Annotated in this window: 15 protein-coding genes; 10 read left to right on the forward strand and 5 right to left on the reverse strand. The window is 68.7% G+C overall.

Annotation, left to right across the window (positions count from 1 at the left end):
• Positions 1-24: 24 nt before the first annotated feature.
• A complete protein-coding gene (locus tag AAHG09_RS00880; protein ID WP_342104580.1) occupies positions 25-1,449 on the forward strand; it encodes an SGNH/GDSL hydrolase family protein in 1,425 nt (474 codons plus the stop codon).
• A 26-nt stretch (positions 1,450-1,475) separates the two neighbouring features.
• On the opposite strand, the gene AAHG09_RS00885 is transcribed toward AAHG09_RS00880, so the two are convergent.
• From AAHG09_RS00885 to gltB, 4 genes are all read right to left on the reverse strand, one after another.
• A complete protein-coding gene (locus tag AAHG09_RS00885; protein ID WP_342104582.1) occupies positions 1,476-2,909 on the reverse strand; it encodes a glutamate synthase subunit beta in 1,434 nt (477 codons plus the stop codon).
• Between the two features lie 68 nt (positions 2,910-2,977).
• The gene (locus tag AAHG09_RS00890) at positions 2,978-3,379 is read right to left on the reverse strand and encodes a type II toxin-antitoxin system VapC family toxin (RefSeq protein ID WP_342104585.1); all 402 of its coding nucleotides are present in this window, start codon (positions 3,377-3,379) and stop codon (positions 2,978-2,980) included.
• A complete protein-coding gene (locus AAHG09_RS00895) occupies positions 3,380-3,616 on the reverse strand; it encodes an AbrB/MazE/SpoVT family DNA-binding domain-containing protein (protein WP_342104587.1) in 237 nt (78 codons plus the stop codon).
• Positions 3,617-3,625: 9 nt separating this feature from the next.
• Positions 3,626-8,341 (reverse strand): glutamate synthase large subunit, encoded by a 4,716-nt coding sequence (gltB, locus tag AAHG09_RS00900; protein ID WP_412759971.1) that lies wholly within the window; start codon positions 8,339-8,341, stop codon positions 3,626-3,628.
• 558 nt (positions 8,342-8,899) lie between these two features.
• Here gltB and AAHG09_RS00905 point away from each other — a divergent pair.
• Positions 8,900-9,772: a chromosomal replication initiator protein DnaA gene (locus AAHG09_RS00905; RefSeq protein WP_342104591.1), complete on the forward strand. Its 873-nt coding sequence runs from the start codon at positions 8,900-8,902 to the stop codon at positions 9,770-9,772.
• 60 nt (positions 9,773-9,832) lie between these two features.
• Here AAHG09_RS00905 and fdhD read toward each other — a convergent pair whose 3' ends face one another.
• A complete protein-coding gene (gene fdhD / locus AAHG09_RS00910) occupies positions 9,833-10,678 on the reverse strand; it encodes a formate dehydrogenase accessory sulfurtransferase FdhD (RefSeq protein ID WP_412759972.1) in 846 nt (281 codons plus the stop codon).
• A gap of 292 nt (positions 10,679-10,970) precedes the next feature.
• Here fdhD and coxB point away from each other — a divergent pair, with 292 nt between their 5' ends.
• The 8 genes from coxB to AAHG09_RS00950 all read left to right on the forward strand — a co-directional run bounded on the left by coxB (position 10,971) and on the right by AAHG09_RS00950 (position 17,744).
• A complete protein-coding gene (coxB, locus tag AAHG09_RS00915) occupies positions 10,971-11,810 on the forward strand; it encodes a cytochrome c oxidase subunit II (RefSeq protein WP_342104593.1) in 840 nt (279 codons plus the stop codon).
• A 50-nt stretch (positions 11,811-11,860) separates the two neighbouring features.
• The gene (gene ctaD / locus AAHG09_RS00920; protein WP_342104595.1) at positions 11,861-13,489 is read left to right on the forward strand and encodes a cytochrome c oxidase subunit I; all 1,629 of its coding nucleotides are present in this window, start codon (positions 11,861-11,863) and stop codon (positions 13,487-13,489) included.
• 217 nt (positions 13,490-13,706) lie between these two features.
• Entirely contained in the window at positions 13,707-14,657 is a 951-nt protein-coding gene (locus tag AAHG09_RS00925; RefSeq protein WP_342104597.1) for a heme o synthase, read from the forward strand.
• Positions 14,658-14,662: 5 nt separating this feature from the next.
• Positions 14,663-14,827, forward strand: coding sequence for a hypothetical protein (locus tag AAHG09_RS00930; protein WP_167627646.1), 165 nt, complete (start codon positions 14,663-14,665; stop codon positions 14,825-14,827).
• An 11-nt stretch (positions 14,828-14,838) separates the two neighbouring features.
• Positions 14,839-15,450 carry a cytochrome c oxidase assembly protein gene (locus AAHG09_RS00935; protein WP_342104599.1) on the forward strand — a complete coding sequence of 204 codons (612 nt, stop codon included), beginning with the start codon at positions 14,839-14,841 and terminating at the stop codon, positions 15,448-15,450.
• Between the two features lie 153 nt (positions 15,451-15,603).
• Complete coding sequence (locus tag AAHG09_RS00940) at positions 15,604-16,464, forward strand: cytochrome c oxidase subunit 3 (RefSeq protein ID WP_342104601.1); 861 nt, start codon at positions 15,604-15,606, stop codon at positions 16,462-16,464.
• A 147-nt stretch (positions 16,465-16,611) separates the two neighbouring features.
• The gene (locus AAHG09_RS00945) at positions 16,612-16,986 is read left to right on the forward strand and encodes a DUF983 domain-containing protein (RefSeq protein ID WP_342104603.1); all 375 of its coding nucleotides are present in this window, start codon (positions 16,612-16,614) and stop codon (positions 16,984-16,986) included.
• The gene (locus AAHG09_RS00950) at positions 16,983-17,744 is read left to right on the forward strand and encodes an SURF1 family protein (RefSeq protein WP_342104606.1); all 762 of its coding nucleotides are present in this window, start codon (positions 16,983-16,985) and stop codon (positions 17,742-17,744) included. Before AAHG09_RS00945 ends, AAHG09_RS00950 begins: the two co-directional genes overlap by 4 nt.
• Positions 17,745-17,762 lie beyond the last annotated feature (18 nt).

Genomic DNA, 17,762 nt, shown 5'->3' on the forward strand with positions numbered 1-17,762 from the left:
CGCCGTGAAGAATGCGGGATTTGCATGAAAGTCGCTTGCGGACGCGGCCTCGGTCGGTCGGCGTATCTGGGTGCGACCGCCACGCTCTGGCTCGTTGGCCTGCCGCTGCTCGGCGGCGCGCCCGCCGTCGCGCAATGGGGCGATGGCTACCAGCAGCCCGGTGGCGGCGGCTACTACGAAGCGCCGCCACGGCGCCGGTCCCGGGATGCCTATTACCGGGATGACGGGAGTTACGGGCGCCAGCCCCGCTACGCGCCGCCGCAGGAGGCGCCGCGCCAGTTCTACTGGCCCTGGGAGGATCGGCCGCAACCCGTCGCGCCCCCGCCCGAGCGAACCTATCGGGCGCCCCGCCCCCGGAACAGCTACGGCCCGACCGAAGCGCAGCGGCCGGCCCCCGCGATCAAGCGCCGGGTGCGTCCCGCCCGGGCGCCGACGCCGCCCAAGCCCGCGATCGCCAAAACCGAACCGCACGTGCAGATCGCGGTGTTCGGCGATTCCCTGGCGGATCACCTCGCCAAGGGCCTCGACGACGTCTTCGAGGACAATGCCGACGTCGCCGTGATCGACCGCGCCAAGGGCGACAGCGGGCTCGTGCGCAAGGACGTGGTCGACTGGCCCAAGGTGGCGCAGGATTACCTCCAGGCGAACCCGAAGATCCGCTACGCCCTGGTCATGCTCGGCGCCAACGACCGGCAGCCGATTCGCGAAGGCGACGAGACGGTCGAGCCCCTGACCGATCGTTGGCGCGCCCTGTACCGTGCCCGGGTCGACGCGCTCATCAAGGTGTTCACCGATCGGAAGCTGCCGCTGGTCTGGGTCGGGCTGCCGCCCGTGCAGAGCGAGTCCTTGAGCAGCGACCTCGCCGCGATGAACGACATCGTGCGCGACAGCGTGACCAAGGCCGGGGCGACCTATGTCGACATCTGGCCGGGCTTCGTCGACGACCGCGATCGCTACGCCGCCTCGGGCCCCGATCCGGAGGGGCAGATCGCGAGACTCCGCACCGCCGATGGCGTTCATTTCACGAAGGCCGGCGACCGTAAGCTGGCGCACTTCGCCGATGTCGAGCTGAAGCGCCTGATGGGCACGGCGCCGGCGCAGGCCGATCAGCCGTCCGCCGCCGTGACGCCGGGCGGGGCACCCGCTGCCGCGGCTCCGAGCCTCGACGGCACCGGGCAACCGACCGACACGGCGGCGATCGACCGCCAGATCACCGCCATGCTGCCGAGCCTGCCGGAGCCCCCCGGCGTCCCAGCCTTGCCGGTGAAGCCCGCGGCCGGTCCCGTGCTGCCGCTGAGCCGAACCGAGGTCTCGCCCGGCGGTGCCTTGTTGAACGGGCGCCCCCGGGACGCCGACAATTTCGGGACCGTGGAGCGGACCCTGGTGCGCGGGAACGCGCCGATGCCGCAGCCCGGGCGGGCCGACGACTTCCGCTGGCCCCCCGGCTGACACCGGGGCGCCACGGGGTCGCGCGCCTATCGCGGGAGGACGCTCGACCCCATCAGCATCTCGTCGATGGCCCGTGCGGCCTGCCGGCCCTCGCGGATCGCCCAGACGACCAGCGACTGCCCGCGCCGCATGTCGCCGGCCGCCCAGATCTTCTCGTCCGAGGTCCGGTAATCGTCCTCGTTCGCCGCCACGTTGCCGCGCTTGTCGACGCCGATCCCGGACTGCTCCAGCAGGCCCTTCTGCACCGAGCCGGCGAAGCCGATCGCCATGAAGACGAGATCGGCCGGCAGCACGAACTCGCTGCCAGGGATCGGTTGGCGCTTGGCATCGACCCGGGCGCAGACCACGCCGGTGAGCTGCCCCTTCTTGTTACCCTCCAGCCGCAGGGTCGCGGCCTGGAACTCGCGCTCGGCGCCCTCGGCCTGGCTGGACGAGGTCCGCATCTTCGTCGGCCAGTAGGGCCACACGGTGAGCTTGTCCTCGCGCTCCGGCGGCCGCGGGCGGATGTCGAGCTGCGTCACCGACAGGGCGCCCTGCCGGAAGGCGGTGCCGACGCAGTCGGAGGCCGTGTCGCCGCCGCCGATGACCACGACGTTCTTGCCCGAGGCCAGGATCGGCGCCTCCCCGTTGCCGCGCATCGGCTCGGCGCTCACCCGCCGGTTCGACTGCACGAGGTAGGGCATCGCGTAGTGCACGCCGTCGAGCTCCTGCCCGGGCAGCTGCGGGTTGCGCGGATCCTCGGCGCCGCCGCAGAACATGACGGCGTCGAACTCGGCCTTCAGTTCCTCGACCGGCTTCGTGACGCCGATGTTCTGGTTGTAGTGGAAGACGACGCCCTCGGCCTCCATCTGGCGGACGCGCCGGTCGATATGGCGCTTCTCCATCTTGAAGTCTGGGATGCCGTAACGCAGCAGGCCGCCGGCCTTCGGCTCGCGCTCGAACACGTGGACGTCGTGGCCGACGCGGGCGAGCTGCTGGGCCGCCGCCATGCCGGCGGGCCCCGCACCCACGACCGCGACGCGCTTGCCGGTGCGCACCTGCGCCGGCTCGGGCTTGACCCAGCCCATGTTCCAGGCCCGGTCGGCGATCGCCTGCTCGATCGTCTTGATGGCGACCGGCTGGTTCTCGAGGTTCAGCGTGCAGGCCTCCTCGCAGGGCGCGGGGCAGATGCGGCCGGTGAACTCGGGGAAGTTGTTGGTGGAATGGAGGTTGCGGGATGCCTCCTCCCAATCCGACTGGAACACGAGGTCGTTCCAATCGGGGATCTGGTTGTGGACCGGGCAGCCGGTCGGCCCGTGGCAGAACGGGATGCCGCAATCCATGCAGCGGGCAGCCTGTTTGGTCAGGTCGTGCTCGTCGAGCGGCAGCGTGAACTCACGGAAATGCCGGACCCGGTCGGCGGCGAGCTGATACTTCTGCTCCTGCCGGTCGAATTCGAGGAAGCCTGTGATCTTGCCCATCGATCAGTCCAATCGCGCCGCTATGTCTTTCGCCGGAAGGCTTTGCCGCATCAAGCCGAACGGTACGGTCAAGGCCGCAACCAGTTCTCGATCGTCAGCCCGCTGATCCGCGCGAACTCCCTCGTGTTGTCGGTCACCAGGACGCTCGCGTCCGCGAGCGCCTGCGTTGCGATGAGCAGGTCGTTGGCCCCGATCGGCGTCCCGGCCTGCTCGAGCCCGAGACGCAGCTCCGCGTAGATCCCGTCGTTCGGTGGCTGCCAGGATGTGATCGGGATGGTGTCCAGCACCGCCTCGATCTGCCGCGACAGCCGCTCCGATCCTTTTCGGAGCGCACCGTAGCGGAGTTCAGCCGCAACGATGACACTCGTATAGATGCCCGCTTCACCGATCTCCCGAATTCGCTCCGCCACCGATCCCCGCGGCGACCGGATAAGGGCCGAAAGGATGTTTGTGTCGAGCCAGTAGCGCATTCAGAGCCGGACATCCTCCGGCCTCGGATCCGCGATGTCTGGCCACGTCTCGTCGAGATCCGTCAGCCCATCGAGAACCGACAGGAGGGACGGACGGCAGACTGGCTCGAGGACGAGCCGGTCCCCTTCCTGCCGCAGCAGCGCCTCGTCGCCGCCGAGCACGAAGCCCGGCGGAATATCGAGGCGCTGCCCGGCCTCGGTCCTGACGAGGCGGACCCGTGCCACCTGCCCGTCCATCCGTCTCCCCTACTCCGCCGCCACCGGCATCCGCGCCATCTCCATCTCGCGCAGCGCCCGGCGGTACTCCACCGGCATGACCTTCACGAACTTGGTGCGGTAGCGGCTCCAATCGTCGAGGATCGCCTTGGCGCGGGGGCTGCCCGTGTACTTGAGATGGTTGGTGATGAGCTGCGTCAGCCGCTCCTCGTCGTGCCCGGACATGTCGGCCAGGATGTCGACCCGCCCCTTGGTCTCCAGGTCGCCGTCCTGGTGGAAGCGACGCATCAGGTCGTCCTCCTCCTCGACGGGCTCCAGATCGACCATCGACAGATTGCAGCGCGCCGAGAACGAGCCGTCCTCGTCGAGCACGTAGGCGATACCGCCCGACATGCCGGCCGCGAAATTGCGCCCGGTCTCGCCGATCGACACGACCACGCCGCCGGTCATGTACTCGCAGCCATGGTCGCCCATGCCCTCGACCACCGTGATGGCGCCGGAGTTGCGCACTGCGAAGCGCTCGCCGGCAGAGCCGCGGATGTAGCACTCGCCCGCGATCGCTCCGTACAGCACAGTGTTGCCGACCATGATGGTCCGGTCCGGGGGCGATTTCAGCGCGTCGCTCGGCCGGATGATCAGCTTGCCGCCCGACAGGCCCTTGCCGACATAGTCGTTGCCGTGGCCGGTGAGCTCGATCGTCACGCCCGCCGCCGCCCAGGCGCCGAAGCTCTGGCCCGCGGTGCCGGCGAGCTTCACCACGATCGTGTCGTCGGGCAGGCCCTCGTGGCCATGGGCCTTGGCGACCATGCCGGAGAGCATCGCCCCCGCGGCCCGGTCCGAGTTCCGGATCGTCTCGGTGATGACCACCGGCTCGCCGGTCTCGATGGCGCGCTGCGCCTTCTCGATCAGCCGCCGGTCGAGGACCGTATCGATCGGGTGGTGCTGCACGTCCACGTGGCGGATCGCCGTGCCCTCGGCCACCTTCGGCCGGTGGAACAGCTTGGTGAAGTCGAGTCCCCGCGCCTTCCAGTGGGCGATGGCCTCGACCTTGTCGAGCACGTCGGAGCGGCCGACCGCCTCCTCCAGCTTGGTGAAGCCCAGCGACGCCAAGATTTCCCGCACCTCCTCGGCCACGAAGAAGAAGTAGTTCACCACGTGCTCGGGCGTGCCCTTGAAGCGCTTGCGCAGCACCGGATCCTGGGTGGCGACGCCCACCGGGCAGGTGTTCAGGTGGCACTTGCGCATCATGATGCAGCCAGCCGCGATCAGCGGGGCCGTCGAGAAGCCCATCTGATCGGCACCGAGCAGCGCCGCGATGATCACGTCGCGCCCGGTGCGGATGCCGCCATCGGCCTGCAGGGCGACGCGGCCGCGCAGGTTGTTGAGCACCAGGGTCTGCTGGGTCTCGGCCAGCCCGGTCTCCCAGGGGCCGCCCGCGTGCTTGAGCGAGGTCAGCGGCGCCGCGCCGGTGCCGCCGTCATAGCCCGAGATCGTGATGTGGTCGGCCCGCGCCTTGGCGACGCCCGCCGCGACGGTGCCGACGCCGACCTCGGAGACGAGCTTCACCGACACGTCCGCCGACGGGTTCACGTTCTTCAGGTCGAAGATCAGCTGGGCCAGATCCTCAATCGAGTAGATGTCGTGGTGCGGCGGCGGCGAGATCAGGCCGACGCCCGGGGTGGCGTAGCGGACCTTGGCGATCTTGGCGTCGACCTTGTGGCCGGGCAGCTGACCGCCCTCGCCGGGCTTGGCACCCTGCGCGACCTTGATCTGCATCATGTCGGAATTGACGAGGTATTCCGTCGTGACGCCGAACCGGCCGGACGCGACCTGCTTGATCGCGGACCGGCGCGAACGCCCGTCAGGCAGGGGCTTGAACCGCTCGACCTCCTCGCCGCCTTCGCCCGAGTTCGAGCGTCCGCCGAAGGAGTTCAGCGCGATGGCGAGCGTCTCGTGCGCCTCCTTGGAGATGGAGCCGTACGACATGGCGCCCGTGGCGAAACGCTTGACGATCTCGGAGGCCGGCTCGACCGCCTCCAGCGGCACCGGCGTGCGGCCGATCTCGGAGGCCGCCTTGATCCGGAACAGCCCGCGCAGGGTCTTGAGCTGGTTCTCCTGCCGGTTCACCAGCTGCGCGTATTCCCGGTAGCGCTCGGGCACGTTGAGGCGCACCGCGTGCTGCAGGGTCGCCACGGTGTCGGGCGTCCAGGTGTGGGTCTCGCCTCGCAGGCGGTAGGCGTACTCGCCGCCGACATCCAGCGCGTTCCGGTAGACCGGCGCGTCGCCAAAGGCGTCGCGGTGACGGCGGACCGTCTCCTCGGCGACCTCGGCCATGCCGACGCCCTCGATGGTCGTCGCCGTGCCGAAGAAGTCGCGGCCCACGAAGGTCGAGTTCAGGCCGACCGCATCGAAGATCTGGGCGCCGCAATAGGACTGGTAGGTCGAGATGCCCATCTTGGACATCACCTTCAGCAGGCCCTTATCGATCGCCTTGATGTAGCGGTAGATGATCTCGTCGTCGGTGAGGTCCGGCGGGAACTCGTCCTTCATCTCGAGCAGCGTCTCGAAGGCGAGATACGGGTTGATCGCCTCGGCGCCGTAGCCGGCCAGGCACGCAAAGTGGTGCACCTCGCGCGGCTCGCCCGACTCGACCACGAGGCCGACCGAGGTCCGCAGGCCCTTCCGGATCAGGTAATTGTGCACCGAGGCCGTGGCGAGCAGAGCCGGGATCGGGATCCGGTCCGGCCCGACCGCCCGGTCGGTCAGCACGATGATGTTGTAGCCGCCGCGCACCGCCGCCTCGGCGCGGTCGCAGAGCCGGTCCAGCGCCCCGTCCATGGCCTGCGCGCCGGTATCGGCCGGGTAGGTCATGTCGAGGGTCTTGGTGTCGAACCGGTCCTCGAAATGGCCGATCGAGCGGATCTTCTCCAGATCCGCGTTGGTCAGGATCGGCTGGCGGACCTCCAGGCGCTTGCGCCGGGACGCACCCTCCATGTCGAGCAGGTTCGGCCGCGGCCCGATGAACGAGACGAGGCTCATCACGGCCTCCTCGCGGATCGGGTCGATCGGCGGGTTCGTCACCTGCGCGAAGTTCTGCTTGAAGTAGGTGTAGAGCAGCTTCGACTTCTCGGAGAGGGCCGAGAGCGGCGTGTCCGTGCCCATGGAGCCGACCGCCTCCTGGCCGGTCACCGCCATGGGCTGCATCAGCAGCTTGAGGTCTTCCTGGGTGTAACCGAAGGCCTGCTGGCGATCGAGCAGGCTGACATCGCCGCGGGATTCGCGCGGCTGGACCGGGCGCAGGTCCTCCAGCACGATCTGGGTGTTCTTCACCCAGTCGGCGTAGGGGTGCGCGGCAGCGAGCTCGCCCTTGATCTCCTCGTCCGAGACGATGCGGCCCTTCTGCAGGTCGATCAGCAGCATCCGGCCCGGCTGGAGCCGCCAGGACTGCACGATCTTCTCGTCCGGGATCGGCAGGGTGCCCATCTCGGAGGCGAGCACCACGAGCCCGTCATCGGTGACGATGTAGCGGGCCGGACGCAGGCCGTTCCGGTCGAGGGTCGCGCCGATCTGGCGGCCGTCCGTGAACGCCACGGCGGCGGGGCCGTCCCACGGCTCCATCAGGGCGGCGTGGTACTCGTAGAAGGCGCGCCGCTCCTCGCTCATCAGCGGGTTGCCGGCCCAGGCCTCCGGGATGAGCATCATCATCGCGTGGGCGAGCGGGTAGCCGCCCTGCACGAGGAACTCGAGGGCGTTGTCGAAGCACGCCGTGTCGGACTGGCCCTCGTAGGAGATCGGCCACAGCTTCGAGATGTCGTTGCCGAACAGGTCGGAATCGACGCTCGCCTGACGGGCCGCCATCCAGTTGACGTTGCCGCGCAGCGTGTTGATCTCGCCGTTATGCGCGACCATCCGGTACGGGTGCGACAGGCGCCAGGTCGGGAAGGTGTTGGTGGCGAAGCGCTGGTGCACGAGAGCGATCGCCGAGACGAAGCGCTCGTCCTTCAGGTCGAGGAAGTAGTTCCCGAGCTGCGTGACCAGCACCATGCCCTTGTAGACGATGGTCCGGGTCGACACGGAGACCGGGTAGAACTCCTTCACCCGCGGGTCGTCGAGACCGTACACCTTGTTGGAGATCACCTTGCGGGCGACGTAGACCCGGCGCTCGAACGTCTCCTGGTCGGTCACCGACGCGGGGCGCCCGATGAAGACCTGCCGGTGATGCGGCTCGGTCGCCTTCACGGCGACACCCAGATCCTCCGGATCGACCGGCACGTCGCGCCAGCCGAGCAGGGGCAGACCCTCGGCGGCCAGCGCCGATTCGACGATCTCCTGGATGATCGCCCGGGGCTCCTCGGCCTTCGGCATGAACAGCTGGCCGATCGCGTAGGACCCCGCCGGCGGCAGCTCGAAGCCCAGCCGCGAGCATTCCTCGGCGAAGAAGCCGTGCGGAATCTGCGTGAGGATGCCGCAGCCGTCGCCCATCTTCGGGTCGGCCCCGACGGCGCCCCGGTGATCGAGGTTCTCCAGGATCTTCAGACCCTGCTCGACGATGGCGTGGGTGCGGCGGTCGTGCATGTCGGCGATGAAGCCGACGCCGCAGGCGTCCCGCTCCCGGGCCGGATCATAGGCCCCCTGCTGTTTCGGCAGCGCCGGATCACGGACGATGAGCGGCATCGTGCCGCCGCGGGGAGCGGCAGTTTGGAGCGTGGAAGCGGCAAACGCGTCGGCGGGTCTGCGCTGTGACATGCTTCGATTCGTCCTTCCCTCGACACCGTCCGCCCATGAGCGCCCCGCCCATGGACTTGCGAGCATGTTTCGTGCCCGCGAGCCGTCGGCGCCAGCCGCTCCGACCTCATGCCGCAGGCCATCCGGCCGGTCCGCGGGGACACGTCCTTCGGCTTGCGTTCGTCGAGGACCCGGACCGCTCGGGGAGCGGTGCGCTGGCGCGCCCGTATCCGTCTGCCGAAATTCTCGCCCGCGCGCGAGACGGCGACGGCCGGTGCACGGCCGATGGGACAGTTGTGCTGTCCTATGTCGCGAAATTGCCAGATTGAAATGCTTTCAGCAAGTGACTGCCGCCGAGCCGTGCGCGGCCCGCCGCGTCGAACTTTCCGGTCGCCCTTCGAACCGTCGGATCCGGCCTCCGTAATCTCGCCAGAATCGGACGGTCTACCTCGAGGGCCGAGCACAAGCGGCATGCGGGGCAACGACCCTGCCGGCATGGTCGAGGTCCGGGTCCCACCGGCCCGGACCATGCCGGAACCGGATACTCTGCCGGGTCTCCAACGGGAACGCATCAGAGTGATGACCACGAGCACGATGCCCGCGCGGCTGCGGACCGCGACAGCCCGGGCCCTTTGCGCCGCCCTCCTGTCCGGCGGCGCTCTCCTGGGACTCTGCCGCGGGGTCAGCGCGCAATTCGCCTTCGAGGAGGAGGTGATGCCGCCGCGCGTGGTCGCGTGGCGCCTCGCCGATCAGGGATTCACCGGCGTGAGCCGTCCCCGCTTCAACGGCCGCGTCTACGTGGTCGAGGCCGTGAGCCCGGCCGGCATGCCGATGCGCCTCTTCGTCGATCCGGGATCCGGGGGAATCGTGGGGCGCCAGCGTCTCGGCGCGCCCGACACCTATGCCCGGCTGGAGCGACCCGCCCCCGGCTTCGGCTGGACCGAGGAGGATACCGGTCCCCGCCGCGTCCTGCGCCCCGTCCCCGGGGAGGAAGCACCGGCCCTGCGGCTCGATCGCCGGCCGGCCGGCACCGCCGCACGGCCCCAGGCCAACCCTGACGGCATCAATCCCGACGGCGTCGGCAGAAGCGCCGCGCCGCGTAAGGTCGCGCGGACCTCTCCGGGGCGAAATCCGGACTCGCGCGCGCCCCACCGCACGTCCCCCGAAGCGCCCGCTCCGAAGATCGCCCCCGCCGAAGCGGCCAAGTCCGAGCCGAAGACAGAGACGGCACCCGAGACCAAGTCGGCGGCGATCGAGAAGGCGCCATCCGCGAATCTAGCCCCGCGCCCGGAGGAAGCGGCCAAGCCCGCGGCCCCCGCCGTCGCGGAGGCGGCCAAGCCCGCCGTCAAGGAGTGGAAGGATCCGCCCGCCGACAGGAAGCCCGTGCGGGTGATCGGCGGCGCGACCATCGTTCCGGGGCCCTCCGAGAAAGACCCGGCAGCGGCACAATAGTGCTCCGGCGCTTCGGCCCCGATTTCGGGGCCGGTTCGCTCCACCTCGCTCTCGTGCCTTTTACGGCCCCACCGCGACGAGCCGTTCCGCGCCAGTGAACACCGTGACCGAGTCGGCGCGCGCGATGGCGCAGAGCGTGAGCCCGTGCGCCCGGGCGCGGTCCAGCGCCAGGGAGGTCGGAGCGGAGATCGCCACGATCACGGCGGCGCCGAGCCGCGCCGCCTTCTCGACCATCTCGAACGAGCAGCGGCTGGTGATCACCAGGAATCCCTGATCAGCCGGGGTTCCGGCGCGCATCAGGGCGCCGATCAGCTTGTCGAGGGCGTTGTGGCGCCCGACATCTTCGCGCACGGCCAGGAGGGTCCCGTCGAGCCCCGCCCAAGCGGCGGCGTGGACGGCCCGGGTCTCGGCCCCGAGACGCTGCGCACCGTCGAGCCCCGCAAGTGCCCGGGCGATCGCCGGAAGCGGGACCCGCAGATCTGCCACGATCCCCATCTCGGCCCGCGGCAGCTCCGCGATATCCTCGATGCCGCAAACGCCGCATCCGGTGCGTCCGCTGATCGCGCGCTTGCGGGCGAGATGCTCGCGCAACCGTCCCGGCGCCAGTTCGACGTGGAGACGCATGCCGTCCGGACCGGCTTCAATGCGCGTGTCGCGAATCTCGCCGGCGTCCTCGACGATCCCCTCCGTGAGGCTGAAGCCGTAAGCAAAATCCTCAAGATCGGCCGGCGTCGCCATCATGACTGCGTGCGGCACACTGCCGTAGATCAGGTTGACCGGCGTCTCGACCGCGAGCGCCCGCTCGCCGGATCGCGTCCCGTCGCCCGTATAGGCCACGACCTGCATCGGGACGTTCACAGAGCAGGGCGGCAGCCCGGTGGATTGAGTGCCGGCATCCGTCGACATGGTCGCCTCCGATGGTGTGGCGTCTGCGTATCGATCGCGCCCCGCGCAGCACAAGGGGGGCCAATCAACCTGCTCGCGACGTTCTCGCGCATGAGGTGGGCCGCTCACAGACGACCGGAAAGCGCGCGATGCGACGCTTGTGCGGTTGCGCCTTGGCGGCCCTTGTGGTCTGAAGCCCCGGTCGGATAATGCCGGGTGACACAACCGGTACTCCGTCACGTCGGTTCAATCTCGCCTTCGCGAGGACAGGCCGGCGGAGGCCTACAGCAGCCAGGGGAGCCACGAGAGGCAGATGCGGACGGTGCGGACGATCAACCGGTCACTCTGGAGCCTCGCCACGCTCGGCGCCCTGCTCTTCCCGACAGCGCACGCACAGGCCGGCGGCTTCGGCCAGCCGATTCCCTGGGAGATGAGCCGGCAGATCCCGGTCACCGAGAACGCCCGGGATATCCTCAGCTTCGAGATCGGGCTGCACTGGCTGTCGCTGGCGATCTCGGTCTTCGTGCTGGGCCTGATCCTGTGGTGCGTCTTCCGCTTCGGCGAGACGCGCAACCCCACGCCCTCACGGACCACCCACAACACCGCCATCGAGGTCGCCTGGACGATCGTGCCGGTGCTGATTCTCGTCGCCGTGGCGATCCCGTCCTTCCGCCTGCTGCGCACGCAGCTGTCGGATCCCAAGGCCGACATGATCGTCAAGGTCATCGGCCACGCGTGGTACTGGTCCTACGAGTACCCGCAGACCGAGGCCGGCGGCGGCTTCACGTTCGACGCCAATATCGACGAGGACAAGCAGCCGCGCCTGCTGCAGACCGACAACGAGATGGTCGTCCCGGTCGGCAAGATCGTGAAGATCCAGGTCACCGCCGCGGATGTGCTGCATTCCTGGGCGATGCCGTCCTTCGGCTTCAAGATCGACGCCGTTCCCGGCCGCCTGAACCAGATGTGGTTCAAGGCCGACAAGGAAGGCACCTTCCACGGCCAGTGCTCCGAGCTGTGCGGCCAGCGCCACGCCTACATGCCGATCGTGGTCCGCGTGGTCAGCGAGCAGGCCTATGCCGACTGGCTGAAGGAAGCGAAGACCAAGTACGCCCGCATCGATAACGGCACGAGCTTCGCCGAAGCGCGCTGAGCCCCGGCCGACCGAACCGCACCCATCCGATTCACAAGGCACCCGAATCCATGGCTACAGCCGCAGCCCATGCCGAGGCCCACGAGGTCCACGACCACAAGCCGTCGTTCTTCGCCCGGTGGTTCCTGTCGACGAACCACAAGGACATCGGCACCCTCTATCTGCTCTTCGCCTTCTGCGCCGGCATGATCGGCGCGTTCCTCTCCTTCGGCATCCGGATGGAGATGGAGCAGCCCGGCCTGCAGTATTTCTCGAATCCCGCGACCTACAACGTGTTCGTCACGGGCCACGGCCTCATCATGGTGTTCTTCATGGTGATGCCGGCGCTGATCGGCGGCTTCGGCAACTGGTTCGTGCCCCTCATGATCGGCGCGCCCGACATGGCGTTCCCGCGCATGAACAACATCTCGTTCTGGCTGACGGTGGCGGGCTTCTGCTCCCTGCTGTGCTCGCTGTTCGTCGAAGGCGCGCCCGGCGCGTCCGGCGCCGGCACCGGCTGGACCGTCTACCCGCCGCTCTCGACCGCGGGCCATCCCGGCCCGGCCGTCGACTTCGCGATCTTCGCCCTGCACCTGTCGGGCGCGGGCTCGATCCTCGGCGCGATCAACTTCATCACCACGATCCTGAACATGCGCGCCCCGGGCATGACGCTGCACAAGATGCCGCTCTTCGCCTGGGCCGAGCTGGTCACCGCCTTCCTGCTGCTGCTCTCGCTGCCGGTTCTGGCGGGCGCCATCACGATGCTGCTGACCGACCGCAACTTCGGCACGACCTTCTTCGACCCGGCCGGCGGCGGTGATCCGATCCTGTACCAGCACCTGTTCTGGTTCTTCGGTCACCCCGAAGTGTACATCATGATCCTGCCGGCCTTCGGCATCGTGTCGCACATCATCGCCACGTTCTCGCGCAAGCCCGTCTTCGGCTACCTCGCGATGGCCTACGCCATGGTGGCGATCGGCGTGGTCGGCTTCGTCGTGTGGGCGCACCACATGTACACGGTCGGCCTGTCGCTGCAGACGCAGTCCTACTTCGTGTTCGCCACGATGGTGATCGCGGTGCCGACCGGCGTGAAGATCTTCTCGTGGATCGCCACGATGTGGGGCGGCTCCATCCGCTTCACCGCCGCGATGCACTGGGCGGTGGGCTTCATCTTCCTGTTCACGGTCGGCGGCGTCACCGGCGTCGTGCTCGCGAATTCGGCGGTCGATAAGTACCTGCACGACACCTACTACGTGGTCGCGCACTTCCACTACGTGCTGTCGCTCGGCGCGGTGTTCATCATCTTCGCCGGTGTCTACTACTGGTTCCCGAAGATGACCGGCCGCATCATCCCGGAATGGGCTGGCAAGCTGCACTTCTGGCTGGCCTTCATCGGCGCGAACATCCTGTTCTTCCCGATGCACTTCCTCGGCCTTGCCGGTATGCCGCGTCGCTACGCCGACTATCCGGACGCCTTCGCGGGCTGGCACAAGGTGTCGACCTACGGCGGTCACATCTTCGGCCTCGGCATGTTCGTGTTCGTGATCGGCGTGGTCCTGGCCTTCCGGTCGAAGGAGCGGGCCGCAGACAATCCGTGGGGCGAAGGCGCCACCACCCTCGAGTGGACGCTGCCCTCCCCGCCGCCCTTCCACCAGTTCGAGACGCTGCCCCGCATCGTCGACGAGCCGGGCGCGCACTGATAGACACCCCCGCGAGGGCCGCATCAGCGGCCCTCGCCCTTCCCCGGAGGCCGGTTCACCCGACCTCCCGGCAAGGGCGAGCGTCGAGGGCGATCCGCACGGGCCGAGGGAACAGTCCCGGGCCCCGCTCACGCCGGCACTTGGAACACGTCGAATTCGAAACACGACTCGGCCGTGACGCGCGTGGCCGGGCGCCGGCACAGCAGCGGCAGACGCGATGACGAGCCTGACGAACAGCATCGGACGCGATGGTCCGGCCCCCGCCCTCTCGGCGGCCGGCGGGGACGTCCCGGACTACTTCGCGCTCCTCAAGCCGCGGGTGATGGTCCTCGTGATCTTCACCGCGCTTGTCGGCATGGTCGTGTCGCAGGGCCACGTGCAGCCGATGATCGGTGCGATCTCGCTCCTCGCCATCGCGGTGGGTGCGGGCGCCTCTGGTTGCCTCAACATGTGGTGGGATGCCGACATCGACGCCGTGATGAGCCGCACCGCCACGCGTCCGATCCCCTCGGGCCGGATCACCTCCGAGGAAGCTCTCGGCTTCGGGCTGTTCCTCTCGGTGGCCTCCGTGGTGGTGCTCGGCCTCGCCGCCAATGTCCTCGCCGCTGCGCTGCTGGCCTTCACCATCGTGTTCTACGCGGTGGTCTACTCGATGTGGCTGAAGCGGGCGACGGCCCAGAACATCGTGATCGGCGGTGCCGCCGGCGCCCTGCCCCCGGTGATCGGCCAAGCGGTCGTCACCGGCTCGGTCGGGATCGAGTCGCTGGTCCTGTTCGCGATCATCTTCATCTGGACGCCGCCGCACTTCTGGGCGCTGGCCCTGATCAAGGCCGACGAATACGCCCGCGCCGGCATCCCGATGATGCCGAACGTCGCCGGTCCGGCCTCCACCCGCCGCCAGATCGTCTGGTACTCCCTGCTGCTCGCCCCCCTCGGGCTGGCACCCGTGGCCCTGGGCTTCGGCGGCCTGCTCTACGCGGTGATCGGCCTCGTCGGCGGCCTCGGCATGGTGGCGTTCAGCATCCGGGTCCTGCGTAACCACGAGGGCGAGGCGGAGCGCCGCGCCGCGATGGGCATGTTCGGCTTCTCGATCCTCTACCTGTTCGCGCTGTTCTCCGCGCTGTTGGCCGAGCAGAGCTTCGGCCTGTTCCGGCCGGTCCTGGGCTGAGCACCATGCCCGAGCCCGAGATCCAGTATCGTCCGCTCACCCCCGAGCAGGAGGCACGCCGCCGGAAGCGCTCGATCGCGATCGCCCTGGCGCTCGGGGCATGGGTCCTGCTGTTCTTCGTGCTGACGATCGTCAAGCTCGGGCCGCAGATCCTGAGCCGGCCGCTCTAAGGAGATCCGCCATGGCCTCACCCCAACCGAGTCCGGGCCGCGGCGCCAACCGCACCGCCCTGGCCTGCGCGGGTCTCGCGGTCGGCATGGTCGGCCTCGCCTTCGCGTCGGTCCCGCTCTACGACGCCTTCTGCAAGGCGACCGGCTACGACGGCACGCCGCGCCAGGGCCCGGCGCTCGCGGCCTCCGCGGCGCGCGCCAACGACAGCATGGTGGTCCATTTCGACACCAACGTCGCGCCCGGCCTGCCCTGGAAGTTCGCCCCCGAGACCAACAGCGTCGAGGCCAGGCTCGGCGAGACCAAGACGGTCTTCTTCCGGGTTCAGAACGCCGGGACGAAGCCCTCGACGGGGGTCGCCACCTTCAACGTCCAGCCCGGGCTGATGGGCGGCTACTTCGTGAAGATCGCCTGCTTCTGCTTCAACGCGCAGACCTTGCAGCCGGGCGAGACCCTCGACGTGCCGGTGGTGTTCTATGTCGACCCGGCCGTGCGCGATGATTCGAACACGGCCCATCTCTCCGAGATGACGTTGTCCTACACCTACTTCGCCAGCAAGAACGGCGAACCGGTCACCGCCGCCGCGGCCGACACGGCAACCGTCGGGCAGAAGCGGGAATTCTGATCGCGGGCGCGTGACAATACGGGCCTGCTCGGACTACACGTGCAGACAAGCTTGGGCGTGGTCTGTGCCACGCCCGGCCAAGAGCAAACAGCCAGCAGCGTCAGGCCGGATGCCGGGAACGGTACAGGGCGGCGGGTGAGGAGCGACGGGACGATGGCCGAGGCGCACGCCAAGAATCACGACTTTCACATCCTGAGCCCAAGTCCGTGGCCGCTGATCGGCGCCTTTTCGGGCTTCCTGATGGCGTTCGGCGCCGTCTTCTGGATGAAGAGCCTGCAGATCGGCACCCTGTCGCCGGGCCCGTACATCTTCGGCGCCGGTACGATCGGCGTCCTCTACACGATGTTCTCGTGGTGGAAGGATGTGGCGCACGAGGCCAATTCCGGCGACCACACGCGCGTCGTCCAGCTCCATCACCGCTACGGCATGATGATGTTCATCGCCTCGGAGGTGATGTTCTTCGTGGCGTGGTTCTGGGCCTACTTCGAGGCTGCCCTCTACACCGCCGATCCGATCCAGATCTCCCGGGTGGAGTTCACCGGCGGCGTCTGGCCGCCGAAGGGCATCGAGGCGTTCGACCCCTGGCACCTGCCGCTCCTCAACACCCTGATCCTGCTGACCTCGGGCACCACCGTGACCTGGGCGCACCATGCGATGCTCGAGGGCGACCGCAAGGGCCTGAAATACGGCCTGTGGCTGACCATCATCCTCGGCGTGCTGTTCACCGCCTGCCAGGCCTACGAGTACAGCCACGCGGAGTTCGGCTTCTCGGGTAGCATCTACTCCTCGACCTTCTTCATGGCGACGGGCTTCCATGGCGCCCACGTGATCATCGGCACGATCTTCCTGGCCGTATGCCTGTTCCGGGCCTATGCGGGCCAGTTCACCCCGCGCCAGCACCTCGGCTTCGAGTTCGCCGCCTGGTACTGGCACTTCGTCGATGTCGTGTGGCTGTTCCTGTTCGCCGCCATCTACGTGTGGGGCTCGGGCGTCTTCCACGGCGCCGCCCACTGAGATCCATCCCGCCTCTGCATGGCGGGCCTGCGAAGGGCGGCTCCGGCCGCCCTTTTTCGTGTGCGAGACCGGCGAATCCCCATATCGAGATCGACGACCTGGAGGCGGCGCGGTCGCGATCGCCCCGGATCGGTCTGGAGTGACCCCGTGGACCAACGCACCTTCTCGCCGCCGCCCCCGATCCCGACAGGTCTGCAGGGCCGCTGCCCGCGCTGCGGAGAGGGCCACCTGTTCAAGGGGTTCCTGGCCCTGCGCCCATCCTGCGAGGCCTGCGGCCTCGACTATTCGCATTTCGATTCGGCCGACGGCCCGGCCTTCTTCGTCATGTCGATCGTCGGCTTGATCGTCGTCGGTCTCGCCCTCTGGCTCGAGATCACCTACGAACCGCCGATCTGGGTCCACGCCCTCGTGGCGACGACGCTGTCGATCGGCCTCAGCCTGATGCTCGTCCGGCCGCTGAAGGGCATGCTGATCGCGCTTCAATTCAGCAACAAGGCCGAGCAGGGACGCTTCGAATCGTGAGTGAAACGGCTGCCCGGGGTGCGTGGCGCGATCTCGTTGCACCGGGACTGGCCGCGCTGATTGCGCTGGCGATCCTCCTCGGCCTCGGAACCTGGCAGGTCGAGCGCCGGGCCTGGAAAGAGGATCTGATCGCCCGCCTCATCCGGCAGACCAAGGCGGAGCCGGTGGCGCCGCCGAAGGCTGCGGAGTGGGTTCCCGTCCGGGACGAGTTCCGGCACGTGCGCGTGTCCGGCCGCTTCCTGAACGACAAGGAAACCCTCGTGCACGGTCTCGCCCCCGGCGAGACGCCGGGCCGGGCCCTGCAGGGGTACTACGTGCTGACGCCGCTCGTGCGCGACGACGGCAGCGTGGTGATGGTCAATCGCGGCTTCGTCCCCACGGAGCTGAAGGCTCAGGCCGATCGGCGGGACGGCCTGATCGAGGGGCCCACCACGGTCACCGGCATCCTGCGGGCGAGCGAGGCGCGCGGCTTGTTCGTGCCGGAGCCGGATCCGGCGCGGGGCGAATGGTTCAACCGGGATATCGCCGGCATTGCCGCCGCCCGCGGCCTCTCGGTCGTGGCGCCCTACCTGATCGAAGCCGATTCGACGCCGGGCCAGACCACATGGCCCCGGGGCGGTCAGTTGCGGGTCGATCTGCCCAACAACCACCTGCAATACGCGTTCACGTGGTTCGGGCTCGCCGGCTGCCTCATCGCGGTCTTCTCCGCCTTCGCGTGGCGCCGCCTCCACGAGACGGATCCGAGCAGCGCAGCCTAGGACGAAACCGCTTCGCAG

Origin of the sequence: Methylobacterium guangdongense, from assembly GCF_038442355.1 — a bacterium.
Taxonomy (GTDB): domain Bacteria; phylum Pseudomonadota; class Alphaproteobacteria; order Rhizobiales; family Beijerinckiaceae; genus Methylobacterium; species Methylobacterium guangdongense.

Excerpts from the sequence above, each read along its gene's own strand:
- fdhD (WP_412759972.1), bottom strand. The coding sequence starts at position 10,678 with ATGTCGACGGATGCCGGCACTCAATCCACCGGGCTGCCGCCCTGCTCT.
- AAHG09_RS00940 (WP_342104601.1), top strand. The coding sequence starts at position 15,604 with ATGGCCGAGGCGCACGCCAAGAATCACGACTTTCACATCCTGAGCCCA.
- coxB (WP_342104593.1), top strand. The coding sequence starts at position 10,971 with ATGCGGACGGTGCGGACGATCAACCGGTCACTCTGGAGCCTCGCCACG.
- AAHG09_RS00935 (WP_342104599.1), top strand. The coding sequence starts at position 14,839 with ATGGCCTCACCCCAACCGAGTCCGGGCCGCGGCGCCAACCGCACCGCC.
- gltB (WP_412759971.1), bottom strand. The coding sequence starts at position 8,341 with ATGTCACAGCGCAGACCCGCCGACGCGTTTGCCGCTTCCACGCTCCAA.
- AAHG09_RS00895 (WP_342104587.1), bottom strand. The coding sequence starts at position 3,616 with ATGGACGGGCAGGTGGCACGGGTCCGCCTCGTCAGGACCGAGGCCGGG.
- AAHG09_RS00925 (WP_342104597.1), top strand. The coding sequence starts at position 13,707 with ATGACGAGCCTGACGAACAGCATCGGACGCGATGGTCCGGCCCCCGCC.
- AAHG09_RS00885 (WP_342104582.1), bottom strand. The coding sequence starts at position 2,909 with ATGGGCAAGATCACAGGCTTCCTCGAATTCGACCGGCAGGAGCAGAAG.
- AAHG09_RS00890 (WP_342104585.1), bottom strand. The coding sequence starts at position 3,379 with ATGCGCTACTGGCTCGACACAAACATCCTTTCGGCCCTTATCCGGTCG.
- AAHG09_RS00930 (WP_167627646.1), top strand. The coding sequence starts at position 14,663 with ATGCCCGAGCCCGAGATCCAGTATCGTCCGCTCACCCCCGAGCAGGAG.
- AAHG09_RS00880 (WP_342104580.1), top strand. The coding sequence starts at position 25 with ATGAAAGTCGCTTGCGGACGCGGCCTCGGTCGGTCGGCGTATCTGGGT.
- AAHG09_RS00905 (WP_342104591.1), top strand. The coding sequence starts at position 8,900 with ATGACCACGAGCACGATGCCCGCGCGGCTGCGGACCGCGACAGCCCGG.
- ctaD (WP_342104595.1), top strand. The coding sequence starts at position 11,861 with ATGGCTACAGCCGCAGCCCATGCCGAGGCCCACGAGGTCCACGACCAC.